The following is a 20548-nucleotide window of genomic DNA, read 5'->3' as shown; positions in this document are numbered from 1 at the left end:
GGAGCAGGCCGAACGAGACCAGGCCGAGGGGCAGGGCGAGCAGGACGGCGAGCACGGCGTCGCCGCTCACCTGATGCCGGCCGAGAAACGTGTCCACCGCGGCGCCGGCCGGAGGCGGGGACTCTTCCACGTCCACCATTATGGTCGGCGTGCGTGGTACCGGCGGCGGGTGAGGTACGCCAGGGCGGCCACCGCCAGGGCCGCACCCCACAGCGGCCACAACATCTCCGGCAACCAGGCGCCCAGCTCGTCGGCGGCCCCGGCCGGGCCGACCTGCTCGCCGCTGAGCTTCTGGCGGACGTACATCAGTCCGGCGGACGTGATGGGAAGGGAGACGGCCAGCGCCGAGTAGGCAGGGAGGCGTGCCGGAATCGGTCGTCCGCGCAGGAACGGCACCCAGCGCGGCCAGATCTCACCCCACGGCCGGACCAGGCCGACGGTCAGGACCGCGCCGAGGAGACCGAGGGCGCCGAGACCGGCGCCGATCGGGGTGATCTCGGCGATGTAGGCCAGGAACTCGTCACTGATGCCGACGGGAATGCCCAGGAGCCAGCCGAAGCGGGTGACGGCGTAGACGACGGGGACGGCGACCGCGACGGCGGTCGCGTACCGCCCGACCCGGAACGCGCGGGCGGCGCTGCCGGGCCGCCCGGGCTCTCCGAGCAACGCGCGCGTCCCCAGGACCATCAGACTGACGCCGACCGCCATCAGGATCAGCAGGTTGACGCTCGGCCAGGTCAGCATGGACGCGATCATCGAGAACTCGGCCTGGCCGGCGAGCGCGGCGGCGAGCATCACCGGCAGGTACCCGGCGGTCATCATGATGCGTACGTCGGGCAGAAGCACCGCCAGGCCGACGCCGGCCACGACGGCCACGACGGCGGTGGCCCGGTTGAGCGGGCCCCTGGCGGCGAGCACGGCGACGACGCCGGCCACCAGCGCCGACACCGCCAGCACGCTCCCGCCGACCGCCGCCGGAAGAGGGTCGAGAAGGGTGTTGCCCGCGCCCGCACGGCCGGCGTCGAACGGATATCCGGGCGCTCCGAGAGCCCAGAGAAGGCCGAGCACCAGATAGCTCACCGACCAGACAGCGATGATCAGGACCGGCACGACCGTACGGTGATTTGTTGGACGAGAGGTGTTCACCCGGCTCAATCTGCCGCCGCGGCGGTGCCCCGCACATCGTCACCAGGTCTCGGCCGGGTCCTCCGGAGGTCGCGACGGCATGTGTGACGAGGCCGGCTTCACCCGCTACGTCTCCCTCGTCAGCTTCGCCTCGGTCTCGTAGGCGACGCACCCGACCGGCTCGCCCAGGTCGAGACCGGATCCAGGACCCCTCAATCGCGGCGAATTCCCGCCCCTGGACGTTCGGGCGCGACGGTGGCGGGGCACGCGCAGCACGACTGAAGGTGTGCTAGGTTAGATCCAGTTGCAGTTTTGGTACCCATAAAAACTTGTGTGCACCTGACGGTATGTAGCCTCAGGTGCATTTTTGTTTGCCGGTCTTCTCCGGGTGTGGACCTATCGCGGCGACGCGAAATTCGTCCGATGCGGATTTCGGCTTTGCACCTATCAAGAGGAGATCAACATGGCTTCTGGCACCGTGAAGTGGTTCAACGCGGAAAAGGGCTTCGGCTTCATCGAGCAGGACGGCGGCGGCGCCGACGTCTTCGCCCACTACTCCAACATCGTCTCTCAGGGCGGCTACCGCGAGCTGCACGAGGGCCAGAAGGTGGCCTTCGATGTCACCCAGGGCCAGAAGGGCCCGCAGGCCGAGAACATCGTTCCCGCCTGACACTGACGTAACACGCAGCTGGGGCCCGCGCCGTAGGGTGTGGGCCCCGCCGCTTTGCTTCTGTGGTACCCAATGTGCCGTGACGGCCTCACAACCCGCGAGGAAGAGCATGTCTGTTCTTCCGCCGCACACCGGATGGACCACTCATGGCTCCGGTTCGGGCATAAGTCCGCTCCAGCCCACTGGCCGGCATCGCGGCCGCCGTTCTCTCCGGCGGATGCCGACCATTTCGACGCCCGAGGCAAGGCTGTTTTCCGCCGGCTCGGCTCGTCTTTTCTTCGGCTCGTGCTCGCATTCTTTGTGCCGCTCATCGCGCCGAGAATCGCATGACACGTGCCGCATTGAGGAAGGTTCTGCATGAACCAGGCAACTCGTACGCACGACCGCTACTCTCCCGCCCGCTCGGGCGGCTCCGCCAACTCCGGCAGGGGTGACCGATTCGGCTCGCCGGCTCGGGGCCGTTCAGGAACCCCCAGCCGTTCCGGTGGTTACGGGCGGCGTCCCGCCGCGCCGCAGGGGGAGTTCGCACTGCCCGTCACCGTCACCCCGGCCCTGCCCGCAGCCGCGACATTCGCTGAACTGAACATGCCGCCCGCGCTGATGAAGACGCTCACCAGCCTGGGTATGAATGAACCGTTCCCGATCCAGGCGGCCACGCTGCCGAACTCCCTGGCCGGCCGGGATGTCCTTGGGCGGGGGCGCACCGGGTCGGGCAAGACGCTCGCCTTCGGTCTGGCCCTGCTCGTCCGCACCTCCGGACAGCGTGCCGAATCGCGGCAGCCGCTGGCCCTGATCCTCGTTCCCACTCGGGAGCTGGCCCAACAGGTCACCGACGCGCTCACCCCGTACGCCCGGTCACTGAAGCTGCGGCTGACCACCGTCGTCGGCGGTATGTCGATCGGCAAGCAGGCCAATGCGCTGCGCGCTGGTGCCGAGGTCGTCGTCGCGACCCCGGGACGGCTCCGGGATCTCATTGAGCGCGGCGACTGCCGCCTGGACCAGGTCGGCATCACCGTGCTGGACGAGGCCGACCAGATGGCCGACATGGGCTTCATGCCGCAGATCACCCACCTGCTCGACCAGGTGCGCCCCGGGGGCCAGCGGATGCTGTTCTCCGCCACTCTGGACCGCAACGTCGACCTGCTGGTCCGCCGCTACCTGACCGACCCGGTGGTCCATTCGGTCGACCCCTCGGCGGGCGCGGTCACCACGATGGAGCACCACGTGCTGCATATCCAGGGCGCCGACAAGCAGGCCACCACTGTGGAGATCGCTGCCCGCGACGGCCGGGTGATCATGTTCCTGGACACCAAGCACGCCGTGGATCGGCTCACCGAAAAGCTGCTCAACAGCGGCGTACGCGCCGCCGCGCTACACGGGGGCAAGTCCCAGCCCCAGCGCACCCGCACCCTTGCCCAGTTCAAGACCGGCCACGTCACGGTGCTGGTGGCGACCAACGTCGCGGCCCGCGGCATCCACGTCGACAACCTCGACCTCGTCGTCAACGTCGACCCGCCGAGCGACCACAAGGACTACCTGCACCGCGGCGGCCGCACCGCCCGCGCCGGCGAGTCCGGCAGCGTCGTCACCCTCGTCCTGCCCAACCAGCGCCGTGACATGAACCGCCTGATGGCCGACGCCGGTATCGTCCCGCAGACCAGCCAGGTCCGTTCGGGCGAGGCCGAACTACGACGTATCACGGGCGCCCAGGCTCCCTCGGGGATTCCCGTGACCATCACCACACCGGTTGCGAATCGTCGGACCGGACGGAACGGCCGACGATTCGGGTAGCGGCGGATGACCGCCCGGCGGAACAGGTCGCCCGCGACGAGCACGGCGACCGGCTTGCCGACGGCCACGACAGCGAGCCGACCGGGTTTCGGACCTACGGCAAGTCGAAGGACTCCCTGACGATCTACCGCAGATCGTGATCGGGATGGCCGTCACCAGGGACGGCATCCCGGTCCGCTGCTGGCGCCGGCCCGGCAACGCCTCCGACCAGCGCCTGATCCGCCGGGCAAGGACGCCATGCGGGACTGGGCCCTGGGCGAAATCGTGTGGGTGACCGGCCGCGGCCGCTCCTCGGCGGAAGACCGCCGTCACCCGGCCAAGACCACTCCTACGTCATCGGCGAGAACTCCGCTCCGGGTCGCCGGAGGTGATAGCCGCCCTGTCACGGCAGGGCCGCTACACCGAGATCTCGGGCAACATGCGGATCAAGGAAGTACGGATCAGCGGCACCGACCGGTTCGTCATCTGCCACCACCCCGAAGCGGCCGAGCGCGACGCGCACATGTAGACACGCCTGTACGCCCTGATCATGCTCGGACACGGTGGCCGCCGGGCGCACCTGCTCGGCGTCACCGCCAACCCCACGGGCCCGTGGACCGCCCAGGCCGCCGGCAACTCCTTCACCGACACGACGGACAGTTGTCCCCAGCGCGAGCCGAGACCGGACCGCCATCCCCTGTCGAGCCGGCGAACCACCGAGTCCACCGCAGAGCCATCCTCGGCGGCCTCATCAACGGGTACCAGATCGCCAGCCGGAACCACAGAGAACCGGCAGGTCAGACACCGAATTCCTGGTATTGAGCCCCGCAGGCCTGATCCGGCCGGGCTAGCGGCGCGCTAGGGCCGGGCTAGCGGGATCATGAAATATCCGGATCGTGGATCTCCTGCTTGTCGCGTGCCAGGTCCTGATCGGGACAGGGTTCGCCGTCGCCGCGTTCACCAGGCTGCGCAACAGCGCTGACCTGCGCCCGTTCGTGTCCATCCGGGTGATGGTGCCGGAAAGGCTGCGCCTTCCGGCCGCTGGCGTGGTCGCGAAGAGTGAGGCGGCTGACGGCTGCGCTCCCGGCGATCCCGGAACCAGGGCTGGTCCTCAGCCGGATCATGCTCGGCGCATTCAGTCTGATGATCGCTGTCACCGCCCGGCGGGGCAGGCGAGTGTCCCGCCGCTGCTTCGGCCCGTCCGTGGCCTCGCTCGGCTGGGTGCACCTGATGCCAGACGCCCTGCTGTTGCTCGTGGTGGCGCTGGGCGAGATGGCGCCGACCTTCACGAGGTGGCTGCCGGCGGCGATACCGGCTGGGCCGGCGGGGCGGCCGTGCTCATCGATGGTGACGACATCGCCGAGTTGTTCATGGACAGAACGGGGAGGGCGTGATGCAGTACCTGGTTGCCGCGGTCGTGCTGGTCGGCCTGCTGGGCATGGCGAACCTGCTGCTGACCGTCGGCGTGATCCGCCGCCTGCGCAGCCAGAGCTCGCCGCCGTCGATGCCGGTGGAAGGCCTCACGCCCAGTGCGAGGGTCCCGCAGTTCGCCGCCACGAGCACGAGCGGCGAGCCGATCTCCGACGAGCTCCTGAGCGGACCGGCGCTGGTCGGATTCTTCTCCCGGGGCTGCCAGCCCTGCAAGGACCTGCTCCCGCTCTTCGTGGAGCGGGCACGCGCCACGTCGGACGCCGTGCTCGCCGTGGTCGTCGCCGGCCCCGGCGAGGACTCCGCAGCCGACATCGAACGGCTCGCGGAGGTAGCACGTGTCGTCACGGAGGCGCCCCAGGGTCCCCTTCAGACGGCGTTCAAGGTCAACGCGTACCCGACGGTCATCACGATCGACGCCGGGGGCACGGTCGTCAGCAGCGGCCACACCCTGCCCGCCGAGGTCAAGGCGTCGTGAGGCGGACGTTCCTCGCCGCGGCGTGCGGGCTCGCGGGTCTGGCCCTGCTGGCCGTGCGGCTGCGCGCGACGTATCTGGTGATCCGCGTCAGCGGCAACAGCATGGCCCCGGCCCTGACCCATGGGGATCGGCTCCTGGCCCGGCGCACGGACCTGGCGGCGCTGCGCAAGGGGCAGATCGCCGTCGTCTCGAGCCCGCACCCGACCGGCAGCGAGTTCCTGATCAAACGTGTTGCCGCCCTGCCCGGCGATCCGGTCCCGGAGCGGGTGCGGAGGGTCGTCGCCGACGACGTCGTCCCGGCCGGCAGGTTCGTCCTGATCGGTGACAACACCGAGGTCAGCTTCGACTCCCGCGAGCACGGATTCTTCCACGCCGACGACCTCCGTGCCGTCACCGTCAGGAAGCTGGAGCCGCACCATGGCCGTTGACGGGGTGCGCCTGAGCGCTTCCGCGCGTGAGGCGGCGGCCACCGGCTGGAGCGGCGCTGCCGCTCCCATGATCGGGTACGCGCTCACCCTGCTGGGCACGGCCACGGCGCCGGTCGCGGTGGCCTGGCTGACCAAGCTGGTCATCGACGGCCTCACCGGGGCGGCCTCCCTGTCGGAGCTGCTGGGCCTCGCCGCGGGGCTGGCCGGTACCGGCGTCGCCGCCGCGATCCTGCCACACGCCTCGCGGTACCTCGGCAGCCAGATCGGCCGCGCCATGGCGGCCACCACGACGGATCGGCTCTTCGCGGCCACGGCACGATTTCCCGGGCTCCGGCCTTTCGAGGATCCGCGCTTCCTCGACCGGCTGCGCTTGGCCCAGGAGGGGACGTCCAGGGCAGATGGCATCGTCACCGAGGCGTTCGGCCTGGTCCGCTCCGCTGTCACCGTGATCGGCTTCGTCGGGTCCTTACTGGTGATCAGTCCTGCCATGACGCTGATCGTGCTGTGCGCCGCCGTGCCGGCACTGGTCGCGCAGCTGAAGCTGTCCCGCCGGCGCACGACCTTGATGTGGGAGATCGGCCCCGCGGAACGACGGCAGCTCTTCTACAGCACCCTGCTCAGCACGATCGAGGCGGCCAAGGAGATCAGGCTCTTCAACCTGGGCGGATTCCTGCGCGGCCGCCTCATGGCCGAGCTGTCAACGGCTCAGGCGGGCAAGCGGCGGATGGACCGCAAGGAGCTGTCGGCGGAGGGAGCCCTCGCCCTGCTGTCCGCCGTGGTGGCCGGAGGGGGGCTCGTCTGGGCCATAGCCGCGGCCCGGACCGGCACGCTCACCGTCGGGGACGTGTCGATGTTCACCGTCGCCGTCGTCGCCGTCCAGGGCGGGCTCGACACCCTGGTCAACGGCATCGCGATCACCGATCACAACCTGCGGCTCTTCGGCCACTACGTGGCAGTGCTCAGGGCCGAGCCCGACCTCGTCGTGCCGGCCGACCCCGCGCCGCTGCCGCCGCTGCCGCCGCTGCGCCGGGGGATCGAGCTGCGCGACGTCTGGTTCCGTTACAGCGACGACCATCCCTGGATCCTGCGCGGCGTCGACCTGTTCATCCCGTACGGCGCGGCCGTGGCACTGGTCGGGCTCAACGGCGCGGGCAAGAGCACGCTCGTCAAACTGCTCTGCCGGTTCTACGACCCGAGCCGGGGAGCGATCCTCTGGGACGGAGCCGACCTGCGCGATGTCCGGCCGGAGGCGCTGCGGGAGCGGATCAGCGGCGTCTTCCAGGACCACATGGCCTACGACTTCTCCGCCCGCGACAACATCGGCGTGGGAGACGTCGATGCCCGTGACGACCTGGACCGGATCCGCGCCGCCGCGCGAATGGCCGGCGTGGACGAGCTGCTGGCGGCCCTTCCCCGCGGCTACGACACGCTGCTCACCCGGATGTTCGCCAGCGAGGAGGACCGCGAGGACTCCTCGACCGGCGTCGTGCTCTCCGGCGGCCAGTGGCAGCGAACCGCCCTGGCCAGAGCCTTCCTCCGTGACGGACGGGACCTGATGATCCTCGACGAGCCGAGCTCGGGTCTCGATCCCGAAGCCGAGGCCGACGTGCACGCCCGGATGCGCCACCACCGCGCGGGCCAGACCAGCCTGCTCATCTCCCACCGGCTGAACACGGTGCGGGACGCCGACCTGATCGTCGTCCTGAAGGACGGGGCCGTCGCCGAGCGGGGAAGCCACGACGAACTCATGGCGGTGGACGGCACCTACGCCCGTCTCTTCCGTCTACAAGCCCGCGGATATCACGAGACGGCCCCCAGTGATACCGCGCCCAGTGAACCCGAGGCAAGAAAGGAGGTGAAAACAGAATGCTGGACAAGCTCATCGACCGGTTGATTCCCACGGTCAAGGCTGACGCGGCGTGCACCCCGAGGTGCGTGCAGATCAGCTACGACCCGAACACCGGGTGCTACAAGATGAAGTGCTATTACGCCAACTGCACTTATCGCACGATCACCATGTGCGAGTAGCCCGGCGGAGAGAAGGTGGGAAAGATGAAATCCATCACCGCCTTGGCGGACCGGATCGTCGCCTTGGTCGTACCGGCCGGCGATGCGCAGGCCGCCTGCACCGCACGCTGCATTCTCGACCACACGACCTGCGCCGGCAGCATTTGTTGTGCTTACTTCAAGTGCTGGAGGAGCGACTGCTCGGTCTACCGGAGAAAGCAGTGCGCCTAGGTAAGTGAAGGGCGCTCCCTGGCAGGCTCTGGCCAGGGAGCGCCCCCTTGGAACGCGAGATCGAGGACCATGAGAAACGCGATAGAAAAGCTCAGCGACCGGATTCTGGCGATGGTCGTCCCGCAGCACAGCGCTGCCGCCGTCGAATGCTACTACATCTACAAATGCATCGGCGGAACGAAACTTCGGGCGCACTGCTGTGACGGAAGCTGTGGAAAGTACGTGATTGTGTGCAACACCTGTTGCTAGAGCGGCGCACCTCGGAGTATCTCCTGGTGCTGCCGGCGCAGGGAGTCGGCCGGTTCGATGCCGAGTTCCGTACTGAGGATGTCTCGCATGCGCCGGTAGGCGGCGAGCGCTTCGGCGCGGCGGCCACGCCCGGCCAGAGCCCGCAGCAGCATCTCCCATAGGGATTCACGGAAAGGGTGGGCCTCGACGAGGCGCTCCAGTTCCGGGATGACCCCGGTGTGGAGGCCGAGCCGCAGCTCGGCCTCCACCCAGAGCTCGGACGCGGTCAGGTGCATCGCGTCCAGGCGGCGGCGCTCGCGGCGGACGGTTTCGACGTCGATCTCCGGCGCCAGCGGGCCGTGCCACATGTCCAGCGCCTCCCGCAGCAGCCCGGCCGCCGCCGCCGGACTGCCCGCGGTCAGAGCCTCAGATCCCCGGGTGAAGCGCTGCTCGAACGCCCTGATGTCCACCGCTCGATCCGGGACGACCAGGGTGTAGCCGTTCCCGAGGGTGGTCAGGTCGACACCGTGGGCGGCCAGCGGTGCCAGAGTGCGTCGCAGGCGGTAGACATACGTTTGCAGACTCGCTCTGGCCGTCGCCGGCGGCTCGTCCGGCCAGAGCTCCGTCATCAGCCGATCCACGCTGACCACTCCGCCCGGACGCAGCATGAGAACGGCGAGGATCGCCTGCTGTTTCGCGGCCCGGACGTTGATCGCGCGGCCCCCGCCGTCGACCACCGCCAAGCGTCCCAACAGTTGGAACATCGTGCACCTCCGATCGGCATTGTGCTGATGGCGGGTATGTTCCCGGTATGGCAGGCGCGTGCCGTACCGGGGCTCAGCGGTGGGCCACCATGGTGTGGAGCGCACGTGGCCGGAGCGACCGCGGACCCGACCGGAATTCCGTGGTCCGGTTCGTCAGTCATCCGAGGGTTCACGCGACTGCCGGTAGCGGGGCAGGCTGATGGTCGCTGCCGGGAGTGGCGCTCCTTCTGCTCGTGTCGCTCGATCCGGGCCATCAGGTCCTCGAGGTCGGCCGGGGCGAACTTCCATCCGAAGGGGCGGGTGGTCTCGTTGTGACGACGCTCGAAGGCGATCAGCCGGTCTTCGTCCTGGTCAAGACCGGCGAAGTCGTTGGGTGTGATGACCTTGCGCTGCACGATGGAGAAGAAGATCTCGACCTGGTCGAGCCAGGACACGTGCACGGGGGGCGTGGACCATCACCGCGTCGGGGAACTGGGAGGTGAGCCGGTCCCTCCAGCGGGTGAGGCTTGCCCGGGTGAGCAAGGTGTCAGGATGCTCGCCGCCGAGCGCCCGCTCCACCCTCGGCAGCAGGCCGTCTCGGGTCTGGACGCACCAGAGGGGGCCGGGCGTTGCCCCGTTACGGCAACTGCCCGGCCCCGGAGTGGTCGCTACGCGGCTAGCAACATCTGCGCTCGAGAGTGGTCCGCACCCCGAAGGTGCTGCCCGGCCCCCAGTTGCACGCGTACTTGTCCTTCATCGACTTGCTGCCGCAGGCGGGGTTGTAATAGCACCGCCCCCACCAGTAGCCGCCAATGGGTCGGTTGTAGCACTTGATGACGGCGCCGGCAGAGTCCTCGGGCAGGACCAGGGACAGGGCGCGGTCCGCGAGCCCGGTTATGATCTTCACGCTTTTCTTCCATTTCTTCGTTTACGGTCTCAGAACTCGGTCAGTTGATCTATGCCGTCTCCTTTACTGACAGCCCCGCATATCCAGGGGACAGCCTTCGGCGAGTGATGGCATGAATGTCGGCGAGCGGAAAGTAGCCGTGGTCCCGCGAGTCGTAGCTGCCCTCGCTGTTGTCGCCGAGCAGGACGACATTGCCGACGGGGACACGATCTTCGGCCACCACCGGTGCCACCGAGGGCGGAACAGGATCGCCCGGCAATCCGGCGATCCGCTTGACGAGGAAGGTCGAGCCGACGAATCGAGGTGCGCGGACCACCGCGATCTGACCGCGTCGGAGAGCCGACGCGGTCACGCGCCGGGCAAGCAGCCGATCTCCGTCGGTCAAGGTGGGGGCCATGCTGTCGCCATCGACCCGGATCACGGAATACGTCGCGCGCAGCCGTACGATCAACAAGGCCGACGCGCAGCTCACGAGTAGGAGCACCCACCTCACAGGGCCACCGCCTCTTCCGGCTCGCGGTACCCGGTCGCCTGGAGGTTGAAGAGCCGTGCGTAGGGGCCGCGGGCGGCCATGAGGGCGTCGTGCTTTCCGGCTTCCCGGATGGCGCCGTCCTCCAGAACGACGATGAGGTCGGCGTCGCGCACGGTGTTGAGCCGGTGAGAGATGAGCAGGCTGGTGGCGCCGTGGCGGCGGCGTCGGGTCCGAGCGTGCACGTCGGCCTCGGCCTCAGGGTCCAGCCCGGCGGAGGGCTCGTCGAGGATCACGAGGTCGCGGTGGCCGCGGAACATTGCGCGGGCCAGGGCCGTGCGCTGCCATTGCCCGCCGCTGAGCACGACACCCGTGTCGGGGTCGTCCTTGTCGTCCTCGCTGAAGAACGTCCGCGTGAGCAGGGTGTCGTACCCTCGGGGAAGGGAGGAGAGCGTGTCGTCGATCCCGGCCTCGTGAGCGGCCCCACGGATTCGGGTTTCGTCCTCACGGGCGGGGACGAAGCCGATGGAGACGTTGTCGGCTGCGGACATGTCGTAGGCCATATGGTCCTGGAACACTCCGCTGATACGGTGCCGCAGATCATCGGGGTGCACGTCACGGATGTCGACGCCATCCCAGGTGATGCTTCCGTGCTGCGGGTCGTAGAACCGGCACAGGAGCTTGACGAGGGTGGACTTGCCGGCCCCGTTCAGACCGACGATGGCGACCGACGCGGCGGCCGGGATGAACAGGTTCAGGCCGCGCAGGATCCAAGGGTGATCCTCGCTGTAGCGGAACCACACGTTGGTCAGCTGGATGCCGTGGCTCAGCCGGGGCAGCGGCGCGGGCTCGGCGGGAATGGGCAGGTCGGGTTCGGCCGAGGTCACGGCCACGTAATGGCCGAACATGAGCAGATCCTGGTGGAGAGCGGCGATACCGATGATCAGCCCGTTGAGGGCGGCCTGAACCGCGCCGATGGCGGCGATCAGCAGGGACACGTCGCCAATGCTCAACGCGCCGGAGCCGGCGGAGACGACGGCCCAGATCAGCCCGCCGCCCGCGACCACGGCGCCCGACAGCGTCAGCAGGCCCTCGACGGACAGTTCCCTGATGTCCATCCGGCGGCGTGCGGCGTTGGACGTGCGCAACTCGGTCATCATGCGGCCTCGCAGGAAACGGCCGCTGTTGAACAGCCGGATCTCCTTCGCCGCCGCGATCGTGGTGAGCAGGTCGCCGTAGAACATCTGGCGTCGTTCGGCCGGGCCGATGTCCCACATCATCGCGGCGCGACGATGCGACAGCCGCAACTGCGCCACCAGCGCGGGAACCCCGGTCGCCAGGACGATCCCCGTGAGGAGCGGACTGACCATCAGGAGGGAGCCGACCATTCCGGCCAGCGTGATCACCGCGCTCGCCACCGCCAGGCATCCGGTGACGACCTCCTGTCCCGTCGACAGGCTGTTCTTCGCCAACCGCAGCTGGTCGTGGAAGTCGGGGTCCTCGAACCGTCGCAACCCGGCGAACCGCAGCGTCGCCGAGAACAGCTGTGTGGTGGTCTGGGAGGTGAACAACCTGCCCATCTCGCTGTTCAGGTACTGCATGAGCTGGGGCAGCACCGTCATCAGGATGCCCGCGGCGGCCAGCCCCACCGCGAGGGTGCTCAGCTCGGCCGCCGATACCTGTCCTGCCAGGGAGTCGACCACCAGCTTGGTCAGCCACGCCACCGCGATCGGCGCGATCGCCTCAACGATCATTACCAGGACGTAGACCGCCATCAGTCCCGGGGCCGCGCGCAGGGCGACCCCCGCGGCGGCCTTCGCCGTTCCGATCATGCGCTGACGGTGGCGGGCAACACGGGATTGTTGTCGGTGACCCTGCCGTCCGCACCGATTTCGAAGACGGTCGGATAGCCGGCGACCTGGAAGGCGTTCTGAATGGCGGCATGAGGTGCCTCGACCACGACACGTGCCACCTCAGCGAGGCGTTCCACGTCGGCGACGGCCTCCTCGGCGCTGTCGGTGACGACGACGGCGAGCACGGCAGCCGGGGTTCGGCGGGCATGGTCGATGAAGCGCGGCATCAGTTCCCTGCAGGGCTGGCAGGACGGGGAGAAGAAGCCGATCAGGGAGGGCCCTTCGATCAGCTCATCGGAGATCGGCTCGCCATCGGTGGTGGTGGCGGCGAACTGCGGGATCTTCTCCCCGATGGCGAGCCCTTCCTCCATGTGCGGCAAGGATGCCGCTGACGCGGCCTGCTTGCGCATCCGGCGGATCACTCCGACCGTCAGCAGGAGATTCAGCAGGCACAGCACGCCGACCAGGGCGACGGCAACGATCAGATACGGCATCACGCACTCCCCGAGACTTCCATGAACAAATCGGCGATATCGTCGAAGACGATCAAGAGGATGGCGCCCGCCAACCCAACCGGCACTGCCAGGGCGAGGCCGACCACGGTTACCGGGCCGCCGGGAAACATCAGCGCCACCGAACCCAGCGCGACAACGAGCAGCAGAAGCCCGTTGCGGACCAGATGCACCGGGCCGAGCGGGGTCGCGGACGCGCCGAAGCACTGGCATGGCTCGCGCTGTCCCCAGCGAAGAGAAACAGCGATCCACGTGGAGAACGCGATCAACAGCATCCCGCCGGCGGCCAGCCCCGCGTGTGGAAGCACGATCAAGGTGGCCACAGCGACAAGTTCCATGGCCACCGTCGCCATGGCAGCCGGGAAGCGGGCCGGGCCGGGCAGCAATCGCAGGGTGGCGGCGAAAGACTGCAGTGCGGCACGGCTGCGCAGTTTCGAGTACGCGGAGACAACGAAGACCGTGGCGAGCAGGACCTGACTCGCCACCAGCACGTGAACCATGACCCCAGATGCTCTTCCGGCCCATTAGCCCGGCGCTAGCGCGCCGGTAGCGCGGTCGGCGGCATGGGCTGGCTGGGCTGCGTCCATGGGAGTGGTGTAAGAGTTTGGCCTGGTGACAGGCGCGGCGTCGTGAAATGAAGACGGCCATCGCGTGATCCTTCGAGTGTTTGACCTGGACCGAAGGAGTAAGCGATGGCCGTGGACAACAGTGTGACGCCTGAGCAGTGGCTGGCGCGGCAGATCGAGACAAGCAACCCCGACGTGTTGCGGTCCATGGTGAAGACCATGGCCGAGGCGTTGATGTCGGCCGAGGCCGACACCCTGTGCGGGGCCGACTACGGCCGGCGCAGCAGCGAGCGGACCAACAGCCGCAACGGCTACCGCGCCCGGGAGTGGGACACCCGCGCCGGCACGATCGAGCTGGCCATCCCCAAGCTGCGTCAGGGCTCCTACTTCCCGGACTGGCTGCTGGAACGCCGCCGCCGGGCCGAGCAAGCACTGATCAGCGTCGTGGCCACCTCCTATCTGCTCGGCGTCTCGACCCGGCGCGTCGACAAGCTCATCGAGCAACTCGGCATCAAGAACATCTCCAAAAGCCAGGTCTCACAGATGGCCAAGACCCTGGATGAGCAGGTCGAAGCCTTCCGCACCCGCACGCTCGATGCCGGCCCCTACACGTTCGTGTGGCTGGACGCCCTCACCCAGAAGGTGCGCGAGGCCGGGCGGATCACCAACGTCCACGTGCTGGTCGCCACCGCTGTCAACGCCGACGGCCGCCGCGAGATCCTCGGCCTGGACGTGACGAGCACCGAAGACGGCGCCGGATGGCTGGCCTTCCTGCGCGGCCTGACAGCGCGCGGCCTGTCCCGGCGTCCAACTGGTCATCTCCGATGCCCACACCGGCCTGGTGGCCGCCATCGGCGCCACCCTGCCCGGCGCGTCCTGGCAGCGCTGCCGCACCCACTACCTGCGCAACCTGCTCACCGTCGTCCCCAAAAGCGCGCAGCCGTTCGTCGCCACGCTGGTGCGCACCATCTTCGACCAGCCCGACGCCGCCTCCGTGCGCGCCCAGCACGCCTGGGTCGTCCAAACGCTCGAGGCCAAGCATCCCGCCGCAGCCGAACACCTGGACGCCGCCCGCGACGACCTGATCGCCTTCGCCGCCTTCCCGCGAGAGATCTGGACGCAGATCTGGTCCAACAACCCGCAGGAACGGCTGAACAAGGAGATCCGCCGCCGCACCGACGTGGTTGGCATCTTCCCCGACCGTCCCGCCATCATCCGCCTCGTCGGCGCGGTGCTGGCCGAGCAGACCGACGAGTGGGTCGAAGGACGCCGCTACATGGGCCTGGAAGCACTGGCCAAGGCACGCCTGCGTGTTCTTCCCGGCGACACACCCACGCAGAACCCACTCCCACAGACACTTACCGCTTAACCTGCAGAAACAGGATCACGCGAAGATCGACTCATACACCACGTCTGTGGACGTGACCCGGCGGAACCGCTATCACTATTAGGCACCCGCCTCATCGGCGGCCAGGCCCCGTTCCCCGCCCTCTCTCCCTGTCACGGCATGTGCGAACCGCGAACGCATCTCCCGTCTTGAGCGCTGGGAAGTCCAGCCGGCCGGGCGAAATACAGAGAAGCCCCAGCTGGAACTGGGGCCTAGGGCTTCTCTTCTTAACCTATTCAGCTAGTGGCGGCAGTGATCAGTGTGCCTTGCCCCTGTCATTTGATGATGACATCCTGGACAAAGATGCGTGGGTTGAACGTTTCCTCGCCCCACTTGTTGATCTGTATGCTCTTGAAATTATGGTTCTGGTTGGGGTATTCCCCGTAAATGATGGTGATGTTGTTGTTCCCGGCATTGATCTTGTAGACGTCTGCGATGTACACGTCTGCCGAGCCTGCGTTGGCGAAGCAGTGCCGCTTTTCGTTGTGGATCTCCGTGAACCCGGCCCCGTCTCTACAGACGACATTGTCGATGGCCAGTGCCGGTGTCGCCGTGAGGCCCGTGAATCCGAGGGCGAATGCTGCTGCCGCGAGAGTTGCTGATCGTTTACGCATGGAAAACTCCAGTCGTAGACCATTGGACGCATGTGCGATGGCTGAGAAGATATCAGCTGGCACTCGAACGATGCGTTGCCGACTCTCCAATATTGCATCACTCGCCCTGCTTTCTTATAGAAATAAAAGCGCCAGGCATCGCCACATTTGTGCCAATCTGCGTTCCACTGAAGGGTTACCTCCCCAACGCGTGCTTCAACGCTCCCGCCTCATCGGCGAACAGGTCCCGCTCCTCCACCGCTCACGTGATTGCCGCACGCCCGCACACGAAATATCCCACCCGCACACGAAATACCCCACCCGCGCATCCCAGCGCAGTGACCGCTCACCACATCGCAGCAGCGCCCGGCCCCGGGTCACGTCCATGGACGACGTGGTGTATGAGTCGATCTTCGCGTGGGGGACTGTACGGTCTTCGGCCCTGGGCACGAATGAGGTGGTGACAGTGCGTGCTTGGGAGAGCAGGATCCGTCGTCGCAGCAGGGCGAAGCTGGCGCCCCCGTACATCTGGCGTTTCAGCAGCTTGACCTTGGTGTTGGCACCTTCCATGGGGCCGTTGCTGTAGGGCAGGGTCAGCCCGGCGATGACGGCCTGTTTGTCCTTCTCCAGACCAGGGGCAAAGCTGCGCAGGGCGGGTAGGTCATCGGCGCGCACTGCGCTGATCCACTCGTCGAGGTCGTGACCGCGACGCCGGGTGAGGATGGCGGCGAACTCCCGCACCCGCGAGGCCAGGGCTGTCAGGTGCGGGCAGGCGGGAATCAGCTCCTCCAGGTGCCGACGGTGGTGAGCAGGCAGATCGTCGGGGCGGCTCATGAGCCAGGAGACCGGCCGGCGTGGTGAGGGCGGAGTCCGATCGGGGTCGGCTCGACTTTGGCTACATCGAAGGGTTCTCCAACCCGCGCCGCCGCCACTCCGCCAACGGCTACTTCAGCCCCGCCGAATACGAGCGCCGACACGCGCTCAGGAACGCCCAAGATCTCGACTGTGCTGCCGCGTAGTCGCAAGCCCTGATGTGTCTACTGAACCGGGGCAACTTCAGCCCAGCCACGAACCGGATGCTCCGACTGGTCCGGGAAGGAGGCGACTGGCGGACGCGTTCGGCCGAACTGTTCGATGGCAAGGGCTCCTGGGGCAACGGCGCCGCGATGCGCGTAGCTCCGCTCGGCGCCTGGTTCGCCGACGACCTAACACACGTCGTCCAGGAGGCGACCCTGTCGGCACAGGTGACCCACACCCACCCAGCCGAGGCGCGCCGGCCAGGCGATCAAGAAGCAGGTACGCAACGTCGGCGCCCCCTCTTCGAGTGCACCAGCCGAGCCGTACGGCTCACACCGGTTGGCGAACACCTTCGCCAGGACCTCCGGCCGGTCTACGAAGGGCTTCCCATCAGCATGGATCGGGCCCGATCAGCCGCTCAGGGGAAGACCGACGTGCTGCGCATCGGCATGGTCGGCAACATCACGACAGTTGACGAGGGCTGTGGACGGTCTCAGCCGGGCAGCGGTCCCAGGTCGCGGACGACGCGGGCGAAGGCGCGGATCATGTCGTTCTCCGCGGCGCTGAGCCACACCGGCCCGTACGGCAGCGCGTCCATGTCCTTGACGGGCAGGTAGGCGATGTCGGGGCGGGGGAAGTACCGGGTCATGTGGACCGGGAAGAGGGTGACGGTCTCTCCCAGGACCGTTTGTATGAAGATGTCCTCGAGGTTGCAAAAGGTGGCGGTGCGGTCGATCGACCGGCCCTTGGGGGTGAGCTCCGGGACGTAGTGGTCTGTCCAGTAGCCGGGCGCAGGATCGATGGCCACGTGCTGGAAGTCGCTGACCGCCTCCAGGGAGACCGAGGACCATCGGGTGAGCGCATGGTCGTCAGCCACGGCCAGCGCCCTCGGCTCGGCGAACAGCAGCGGACCCACGGTGAGGTCGGGCTCCTCGATGGGCAGCCAGGTGACCAGGATGTCGGCCTCTCCGTTTCGGAGCTGGGCGAACGGGTCCTGGAAGACCGACATCCGCAGGCGCAGCTCCCACTGCGGGTGCCGGGCGCGGAAGGTCTCCCAGTAGCGGCGCAGCTCCTGGACGTTGAGGGGGAACAGGCTCACCCGGAGCGTGCCGGTCTTGCCGCGTGCGGCCAGCCGAGCCCGTTCCAAGGTCTGCGTCAGGCCCTGGTGCAGCTGGCGCAGGTCATCGCGGAGCTGCTCACCCAGCCGCGTGAGCCGGACGCTGTGGCTGTTCCTCGCGAAAAGCTCGGCACCGATGGCGCGTTCCTGCTTCTTGATCGCCTGGCTGACCCGGGCCACAGAGACGTGCAGTCGCTCGGCGGCACGGCCGAAGTGCAGTTCCTCAGCCAAGGTCAGGAAGATCTCGATGTCCCGTAGCTCCACAATTCCCATTTCGCCTATCTGTGCCACATGTGGGTGGAAGTCTGGCATATCGGGCCAAGGGGGGCGCAGGCGAGTAAACGGACCTCTCTTGCGGTCGCCCCTCATCTGCGTAGAGTTCTCATCGCCCGTTGCAGGAATACCGAAACGCGGCTTGACCTGGCCGGACGATTGATCGGCACCCGCACGGTCGGCGGCTCATCGGTGGGCGCTCGAAGATCTCTGACCGGCGTGCGGCACGTGCGCCGCGGCGGTCTCTTTCGGTGCCGTCGGCAGGGCGTGCAGCCTGCTGACCGGGGAGACGATGAGTCCGATCACGACGCTGGCGGAGCCGATCGCGGCCGCGGTCAGTGCGCCCTTGGCTCCGAGTTGGCCGGCGAGGAGGCCTGCGGACAGGCCGCCGAGGGCGCCGCCGCCGAACAGCAGCGTGCGGAACACCGCGGTCATCCGCCCCATCATCGACTGCGGAGTGCTGGTCTGGCGCAGGCTGACGATGATGACCCCGGCGACGCCCAGGCCCAGGGAGGTCGTGAAGAAGGACAGGACGAACATGCCGATCATCACCGGCTGGGGTCCGGCGGCCGTGACGATCAGTGTCGGGCCCAGGAGCAGCGCCGACTGGGCCACCAGGTAGACGCGTCCGAGCGGGAACCGTTTGATGACCCGTCTGGAGATCACCGCGCCGATCAGGCCGCCCACGGAGGCCGTCGCGAAAATGCCGCCGAGGGTTGCCGAGGGGAGGTGGAGATCTTGCGTGCCGTACAGCAGGAACATGGTCCATACGGTGACCATGGAGAAGTTGCAGCAGAACCCGATCAGTGCCAGTGCCCGGAGAATTCTGTCCCGCAGCACCCAGCGAAGCCCGTCGCGCAGCTCCGTCAGGGCATGCCGCTTCGCGGCGGGTTGAGGGCGTGGCTCGGGCGTGCGGATTAGCAGCAACGAGGTCACGGACACCGCATAGGAGACGGCGTCTACGATAAGCGCCACCGGCGCGGTCAACGCCGCCACCATCACACCGGCGGCCCCCGGGCCGGCCACCTCCGCGGCGGAGGTGCTGATGCCCATCTTGGCGCTGGCTTCGACGTAGTGAGCTGGGCTCTTCACCACGGTGGGCACGTAGGACATCCAGCTCAGGTCGAACAGGACCGACGCAACGCCGACGACGCACGCGATGATCAGCAGCGTGACCAGATTCAGCGCGTCCCACCAGTACAGGGCCGGAATGAGAGCGAGCAGAGACATCCTGATGAGGTTGGCGGCGAGCATGACGGGTTTGCGCCGGACCCGGTCGGTCCATACTCCGATCAGCAGTGCGAGCCCGAGATAGGGAGCGAGCTGCAGGAACCGCAGCACCCCGACCTGCTCGTCGGTGGCGTTGAAGGCGTGGATGGCGGTCAGGGGCAGCGCCAGGTGGGTCACCTGGGCTCCGAGCAGTGACATGCTCTCGCCGAACCAGAACTTGAGGAAGTCGCCGTTACGCCACAGGCTCTTCTCCGGCAGTACGGTCGGCGTGTCCGATGGGGGTGTGCGGCTGGCCGCGACCTCGAGAAGCGGTTCTGGGCTGCTCTCGGAAGCGCTATTCTCATCTCTCACAAATCAGAGTAGCAGTGCTGAACTGCTTCTCGCCTTTCGTCGACTACCCGATAGCCCTCAGGGGCGACCGAAGAGGTCCGGTTACTCGCCTGTGTCCCTCTTGGCCCGATATGCCAGACCTCCCCCCACATGTGGCACAGATGGGCGAAATGGGAATTATGGAGCTACGGGACATCGAGATCTTCCTGACCTTGGCTGAGGAGCTGCAGTCCAGCCGTATCGCCGCCCGTGTCACCCAGGCGATCCAGAAGCAACCGTCCATGGCCCTCGTCAACTGTCGTGATGTTGCCGACCATGCCGATGCGCAGCACGTCGGTCTTCCCCTGAGCGGCTGATCGGGCCCGATCCATGCTGATGGGAAGCCCTTCGTAGACCGGCCGGAGGTCCTGGCGAAGGTGTTCGCCGACCGGTGTGAGCCGTACGGCTCGGCTGGTGCACTCGAAGAGGGGGCGCCGACGTTGCGTACCTGCTTCTTGATCGCCTGGCCGGCGCGCCACGGACACATGCAGCCGCTCCGCCGTACGGCCGACATGCAGCTCCTCGGCCGGCGTCAGGAAGATCTCGATGTCGCGGATCTCCCGCGTGTCCTGCCCGGCGTGAAGTCCGCGGTTAACGCGGCGTTGCACGATCCGGCATTGCCCCGGCTAGGCCATACCGGCAACCTTGATCTAGGACGAAACACCACATAGAAGGGAAATCATGGATAGCGGCCGCATACGAGCAGAAACATGAACATCGTCGCCTCAACAGTCGTCTTCACCGTCGATGATCTGGCAGGCTCCCGCCACTTCTTCACCACCCATCTGGGCTTCCGCGAGGTGCTCGACACCCCGGATTTCACCTGGCTGAGCCGCGACGATGCAGCCGCCGACATCCTGCTGCACCAGCGCGACCTCGAACTACCGCAAGAGCGGATCGCTCAGCCGGTGGTGACGTTCGCGGTCACCGATCTGGCCAAGGAATACACGCGCCTGGGCGCCGAGGACGCACCCATCACCAGGCGGCTGGAGCGCAACCCGTGGGGTGAGCGGCTGATGCGCATGACCGACCCCAACGGCATCGTCGTCGAGCTGACCGAATGGATCGCACCCAGCGGCGCCTGATCCACCCCCTTTGGGATGGCGCTAGGACGCCGCCGCCCACGGTCGATCACTCTCTGTATATG

The 20548-nt window shown here is 67.6% G+C and carries 20 protein-coding genes and 3 pseudogenes; 10 read left to right on the top strand and 13 right to left on the bottom strand.

The window, feature by feature from the left end:
- Positions 1-138 precede the first annotated feature (138 nt).
- A complete protein-coding gene (locus tag FHU36_RS31615) occupies positions 139-1110 on the bottom strand; it encodes a hypothetical protein (RefSeq protein ID WP_185087387.1) in 972 nt (323 codons plus the stop codon).
- Positions 1111-1588: 478 nt separating this feature from the next.
- Here FHU36_RS31615 and FHU36_RS31610 point away from each other — a divergent pair, with 478 nt between their 5' ends.
- From FHU36_RS31610 to FHU36_RS47060, 3 genes and pseudogenes are all read left to right on the top strand, one after another.
- A complete protein-coding gene (locus tag FHU36_RS31610; protein ID WP_090769787.1) occupies positions 1589-1795 on the top strand; it encodes a cold-shock protein in 207 nt (68 codons plus the stop codon).
- A gap of 357 nt (positions 1796-2152) precedes the next feature.
- The gene (locus FHU36_RS31605; protein WP_185087386.1) at positions 2153-3586 is read left to right on the top strand and encodes a DEAD/DEAH box helicase; all 1434 of its coding nucleotides are present in this window, start codon (positions 2153-2155) and stop codon (positions 3584-3586) included.
- An 8-nt stretch (positions 3587-3594) separates the two neighbouring features.
- Positions 3595-4091, top strand: a pseudogene (locus tag FHU36_RS47060) (IS1634 family transposase); the annotation flags it as partial.
- 352 nt (positions 4092-4443) lie between these two features.
- Here the strand turns inward: FHU36_RS47060 and FHU36_RS31595 are convergent.
- Positions 4444-4722, bottom strand: a complete 279-nt coding sequence (locus tag FHU36_RS31595; RefSeq protein WP_185087385.1) for a hypothetical protein — start codon at positions 4720-4722, stop codon at positions 4444-4446.
- Positions 4723-4958: 236 nt separating this feature from the next.
- Between FHU36_RS31595 and FHU36_RS31590 the strand changes: the two genes are divergently transcribed.
- The 4 genes from FHU36_RS31590 (at position 4959) to FHU36_RS31575 (ending at position 8137) form a co-directional block, all read left to right on the top strand.
- Positions 4959-5471 (top strand): TlpA family protein disulfide reductase, encoded by a 513-nt coding sequence (locus tag FHU36_RS31590; protein ID WP_185087384.1) that lies wholly within the window; start codon positions 4959-4961, stop codon positions 5469-5471.
- Positions 5468-5899 (top strand): S26 family signal peptidase, encoded by a 432-nt coding sequence (locus FHU36_RS31585; protein WP_185087383.1) that lies wholly within the window; start codon positions 5468-5470, stop codon positions 5897-5899. The genes FHU36_RS31590 and FHU36_RS31585 overlap by 4 nt, the downstream gene beginning before the upstream one ends.
- Complete coding sequence (locus tag FHU36_RS31580; protein WP_185087382.1) at positions 5889-7793, top strand: ABC transporter ATP-binding protein; 1905 nt, start codon at positions 5889-5891, stop codon at positions 7791-7793. The genes FHU36_RS31585 and FHU36_RS31580 overlap by 11 nt, the downstream gene beginning before the upstream one ends.
- 158 nt (positions 7794-7951) lie before the next feature.
- Positions 7952-8137 carry a hypothetical protein gene (locus FHU36_RS31575; RefSeq protein ID WP_185087381.1) on the top strand — a complete coding sequence of 62 codons (186 nt, stop codon included), beginning with the start codon at positions 7952-7954 and terminating at the stop codon, positions 8135-8137.
- 245 nt (positions 8138-8382) lie between these two features.
- Here FHU36_RS31575 and FHU36_RS31570 read toward each other — a convergent pair whose 3' ends face one another.
- The 6 genes from FHU36_RS31570 to FHU36_RS31545 all read right to left on the bottom strand — a co-directional run bounded on the left by FHU36_RS31570 (position 8383) and on the right by FHU36_RS31545 (position 13349).
- The gene (locus tag FHU36_RS31570) at positions 8383-9129 is read right to left on the bottom strand and encodes an AfsR/SARP family transcriptional regulator (RefSeq protein WP_185087380.1); all 747 of its coding nucleotides are present in this window, start codon (positions 9127-9129) and stop codon (positions 8383-8385) included.
- A 655-nt stretch (positions 9130-9784) separates the two neighbouring features.
- Complete coding sequence (locus tag FHU36_RS31565) at positions 9785-10015, bottom strand: hypothetical protein (protein WP_185087379.1); 231 nt, start codon at positions 10013-10015, stop codon at positions 9785-9787.
- 49 nt (positions 10016-10064) lie between these two features.
- Positions 10065-10499, bottom strand: coding sequence for a S26 family signal peptidase (locus FHU36_RS31560; RefSeq protein ID WP_312891950.1), 435 nt, complete (start codon positions 10497-10499; stop codon positions 10065-10067).
- A gap of 5 nt (positions 10500-10504) precedes the next feature.
- On the bottom strand, positions 10505-12316 hold the full coding sequence (locus FHU36_RS31555) for an ABC transporter ATP-binding protein (RefSeq protein WP_185087377.1): 1812 nt from the start codon (positions 12314-12316) through the stop codon (positions 10505-10507).
- Positions 12313-12831, bottom strand: a complete 519-nt coding sequence (locus FHU36_RS31550; RefSeq protein ID WP_185087376.1) for a TlpA family protein disulfide reductase — start codon at positions 12829-12831, stop codon at positions 12313-12315. The genes FHU36_RS31555 and FHU36_RS31550 overlap by 4 nt, the downstream gene beginning before the upstream one ends.
- On the bottom strand, positions 12831-13349 hold the full coding sequence (locus FHU36_RS31545) for a MauE/DoxX family redox-associated membrane protein (protein ID WP_185087375.1): 519 nt from the start codon (positions 13347-13349) through the stop codon (positions 12831-12833). The genes FHU36_RS31550 and FHU36_RS31545 overlap by 1 nt, the downstream gene beginning before the upstream one ends.
- Before the next feature lie 192 nt (positions 13350-13541).
- Between FHU36_RS31545 and FHU36_RS31540 the strand changes: the two are divergent.
- Positions 13542-14784, top strand: a pseudogene (locus FHU36_RS31540) (IS256 family transposase).
- A gap of 293 nt (positions 14785-15077) precedes the next feature.
- Here FHU36_RS31540 and FHU36_RS31535 read toward each other — a convergent pair.
- Positions 15078-15416: a beta/gamma crystallin domain-containing protein gene (locus FHU36_RS31535; RefSeq protein WP_185087374.1), complete on the bottom strand. Its 339-nt coding sequence runs from the start codon at positions 15414-15416 to the stop codon at positions 15078-15080.
- Positions 15417-15611: 195 nt separating this feature from the next.
- Complete coding sequence (locus tag FHU36_RS31530; protein WP_185087373.1) at positions 15612-16229, bottom strand: transposase; 618 nt, start codon at positions 16227-16229, stop codon at positions 15612-15614.
- Between the two features lie 197 nt (positions 16230-16426).
- Between FHU36_RS31530 and FHU36_RS43830 the strand changes: the two are divergent.
- Positions 16427-16648, top strand: a pseudogene (locus FHU36_RS43830) (ADP-ribosylglycohydrolase family protein); the annotation flags it as partial.
- Between the two features lie 257 nt (positions 16649-16905).
- On the opposite strand, the gene FHU36_RS31525 reads toward FHU36_RS43830, so the two are convergent.
- The 3 genes from FHU36_RS31525 to FHU36_RS31515 all read right to left on the bottom strand — a co-directional run bounded on the left by FHU36_RS31525 (position 16906) and on the right by FHU36_RS31515 (position 20009).
- Positions 16906-17793: a LysR family transcriptional regulator gene (locus tag FHU36_RS31525; RefSeq protein WP_185087372.1), complete on the bottom strand. Its 888-nt coding sequence runs from the start codon at positions 17791-17793 to the stop codon at positions 16906-16908.
- Between the two features lie 195 nt (positions 17794-17988).
- A complete protein-coding gene (locus FHU36_RS31520; protein ID WP_281394482.1) occupies positions 17989-19275 on the bottom strand; it encodes an MFS transporter in 1287 nt (428 codons plus the stop codon).
- A gap of 272 nt (positions 19276-19547) precedes the next feature.
- Positions 19548-20009 (bottom strand): type 2 periplasmic-binding domain-containing protein, encoded by a 462-nt coding sequence (locus tag FHU36_RS31515; protein WP_185087371.1) that lies wholly within the window; start codon positions 20007-20009, stop codon positions 19548-19550.
- A gap of 102 nt (positions 20010-20111) precedes the next feature.
- On the opposite strand from FHU36_RS31515, the gene FHU36_RS31510 reads away from it, so the two are divergent.
- Positions 20112-20486 carry a VOC family protein gene (locus FHU36_RS31510; RefSeq protein ID WP_185087370.1) on the top strand — a complete coding sequence of 125 codons (375 nt, stop codon included), beginning with the start codon at positions 20112-20114 and terminating at the stop codon, positions 20484-20486.
- Positions 20487-20548: the final 62 nt, after the last annotated feature.

This window comes from Nonomuraea muscovyensis, assembly GCF_014207745.1.
GTDB lineage: Bacteria > Actinomycetota > Actinomycetes > Streptosporangiales > Streptosporangiaceae > Nonomuraea > Nonomuraea muscovyensis.
This window is presented reverse-complemented; position numbering and strand designations above follow the sequence as displayed.

What these genes read in the sequence shown, in the direction of transcription:
- FHU36_RS31555 (WP_185087377.1), bottom strand. Translation starts at nt 12,316, where the DNA reads ATGATCGGAACGGCGAAGGCCGCCGCGGGGGTCGCCCTGCGCGCGGCC.
- FHU36_RS31610 (WP_090769787.1), top strand. Translation starts at nt 1,589, where the DNA reads ATGGCTTCTGGCACCGTGAAGTGGTTCAACGCGGAAAAGGGCTTCGGC.
- FHU36_RS31510 (WP_185087370.1), top strand. Translation starts at nt 20,112, where the DNA reads ATGAACATCGTCGCCTCAACAGTCGTCTTCACCGTCGATGATCTGGCA.
- FHU36_RS31535 (WP_185087374.1), bottom strand. Translation starts at nt 15,416, where the DNA reads ATGCGTAAACGATCAGCAACTCTCGCGGCAGCAGCATTCGCCCTCGGA.
- FHU36_RS31590 (WP_185087384.1), top strand. Translation starts at nt 4,959, where the DNA reads ATGCAGTACCTGGTTGCCGCGGTCGTGCTGGTCGGCCTGCTGGGCATG.
- FHU36_RS31550 (WP_185087376.1), bottom strand. Translation starts at nt 12,831, where the DNA reads ATGCCGTATCTGATCGTTGCCGTCGCCCTGGTCGGCGTGCTGTGCCTG.
- FHU36_RS31570 (WP_185087380.1), bottom strand. Translation starts at nt 9,129, where the DNA reads ATGTTCCAACTGTTGGGACGCTTGGCGGTGGTCGACGGCGGGGGCCGC.
- FHU36_RS31530 (WP_185087373.1), bottom strand. Translation starts at nt 16,229, where the DNA reads ATGAGCCGCCCCGACGATCTGCCTGCTCACCACCGTCGGCACCTGGAG.
- FHU36_RS31575 (WP_185087381.1), top strand. Translation starts at nt 7,952, where the DNA reads ATGAAATCCATCACCGCCTTGGCGGACCGGATCGTCGCCTTGGTCGTA.
- FHU36_RS31580 (WP_185087382.1), top strand. Translation starts at nt 5,889, where the DNA reads ATGGCCGTTGACGGGGTGCGCCTGAGCGCTTCCGCGCGTGAGGCGGCG.
- FHU36_RS31605 (WP_185087386.1), top strand. Translation starts at nt 2,153, where the DNA reads ATGAACCAGGCAACTCGTACGCACGACCGCTACTCTCCCGCCCGCTCG.
- FHU36_RS31545 (WP_185087375.1), bottom strand. Translation starts at nt 13,349, where the DNA reads ATGGTTCACGTGCTGGTGGCGAGTCAGGTCCTGCTCGCCACGGTCTTC.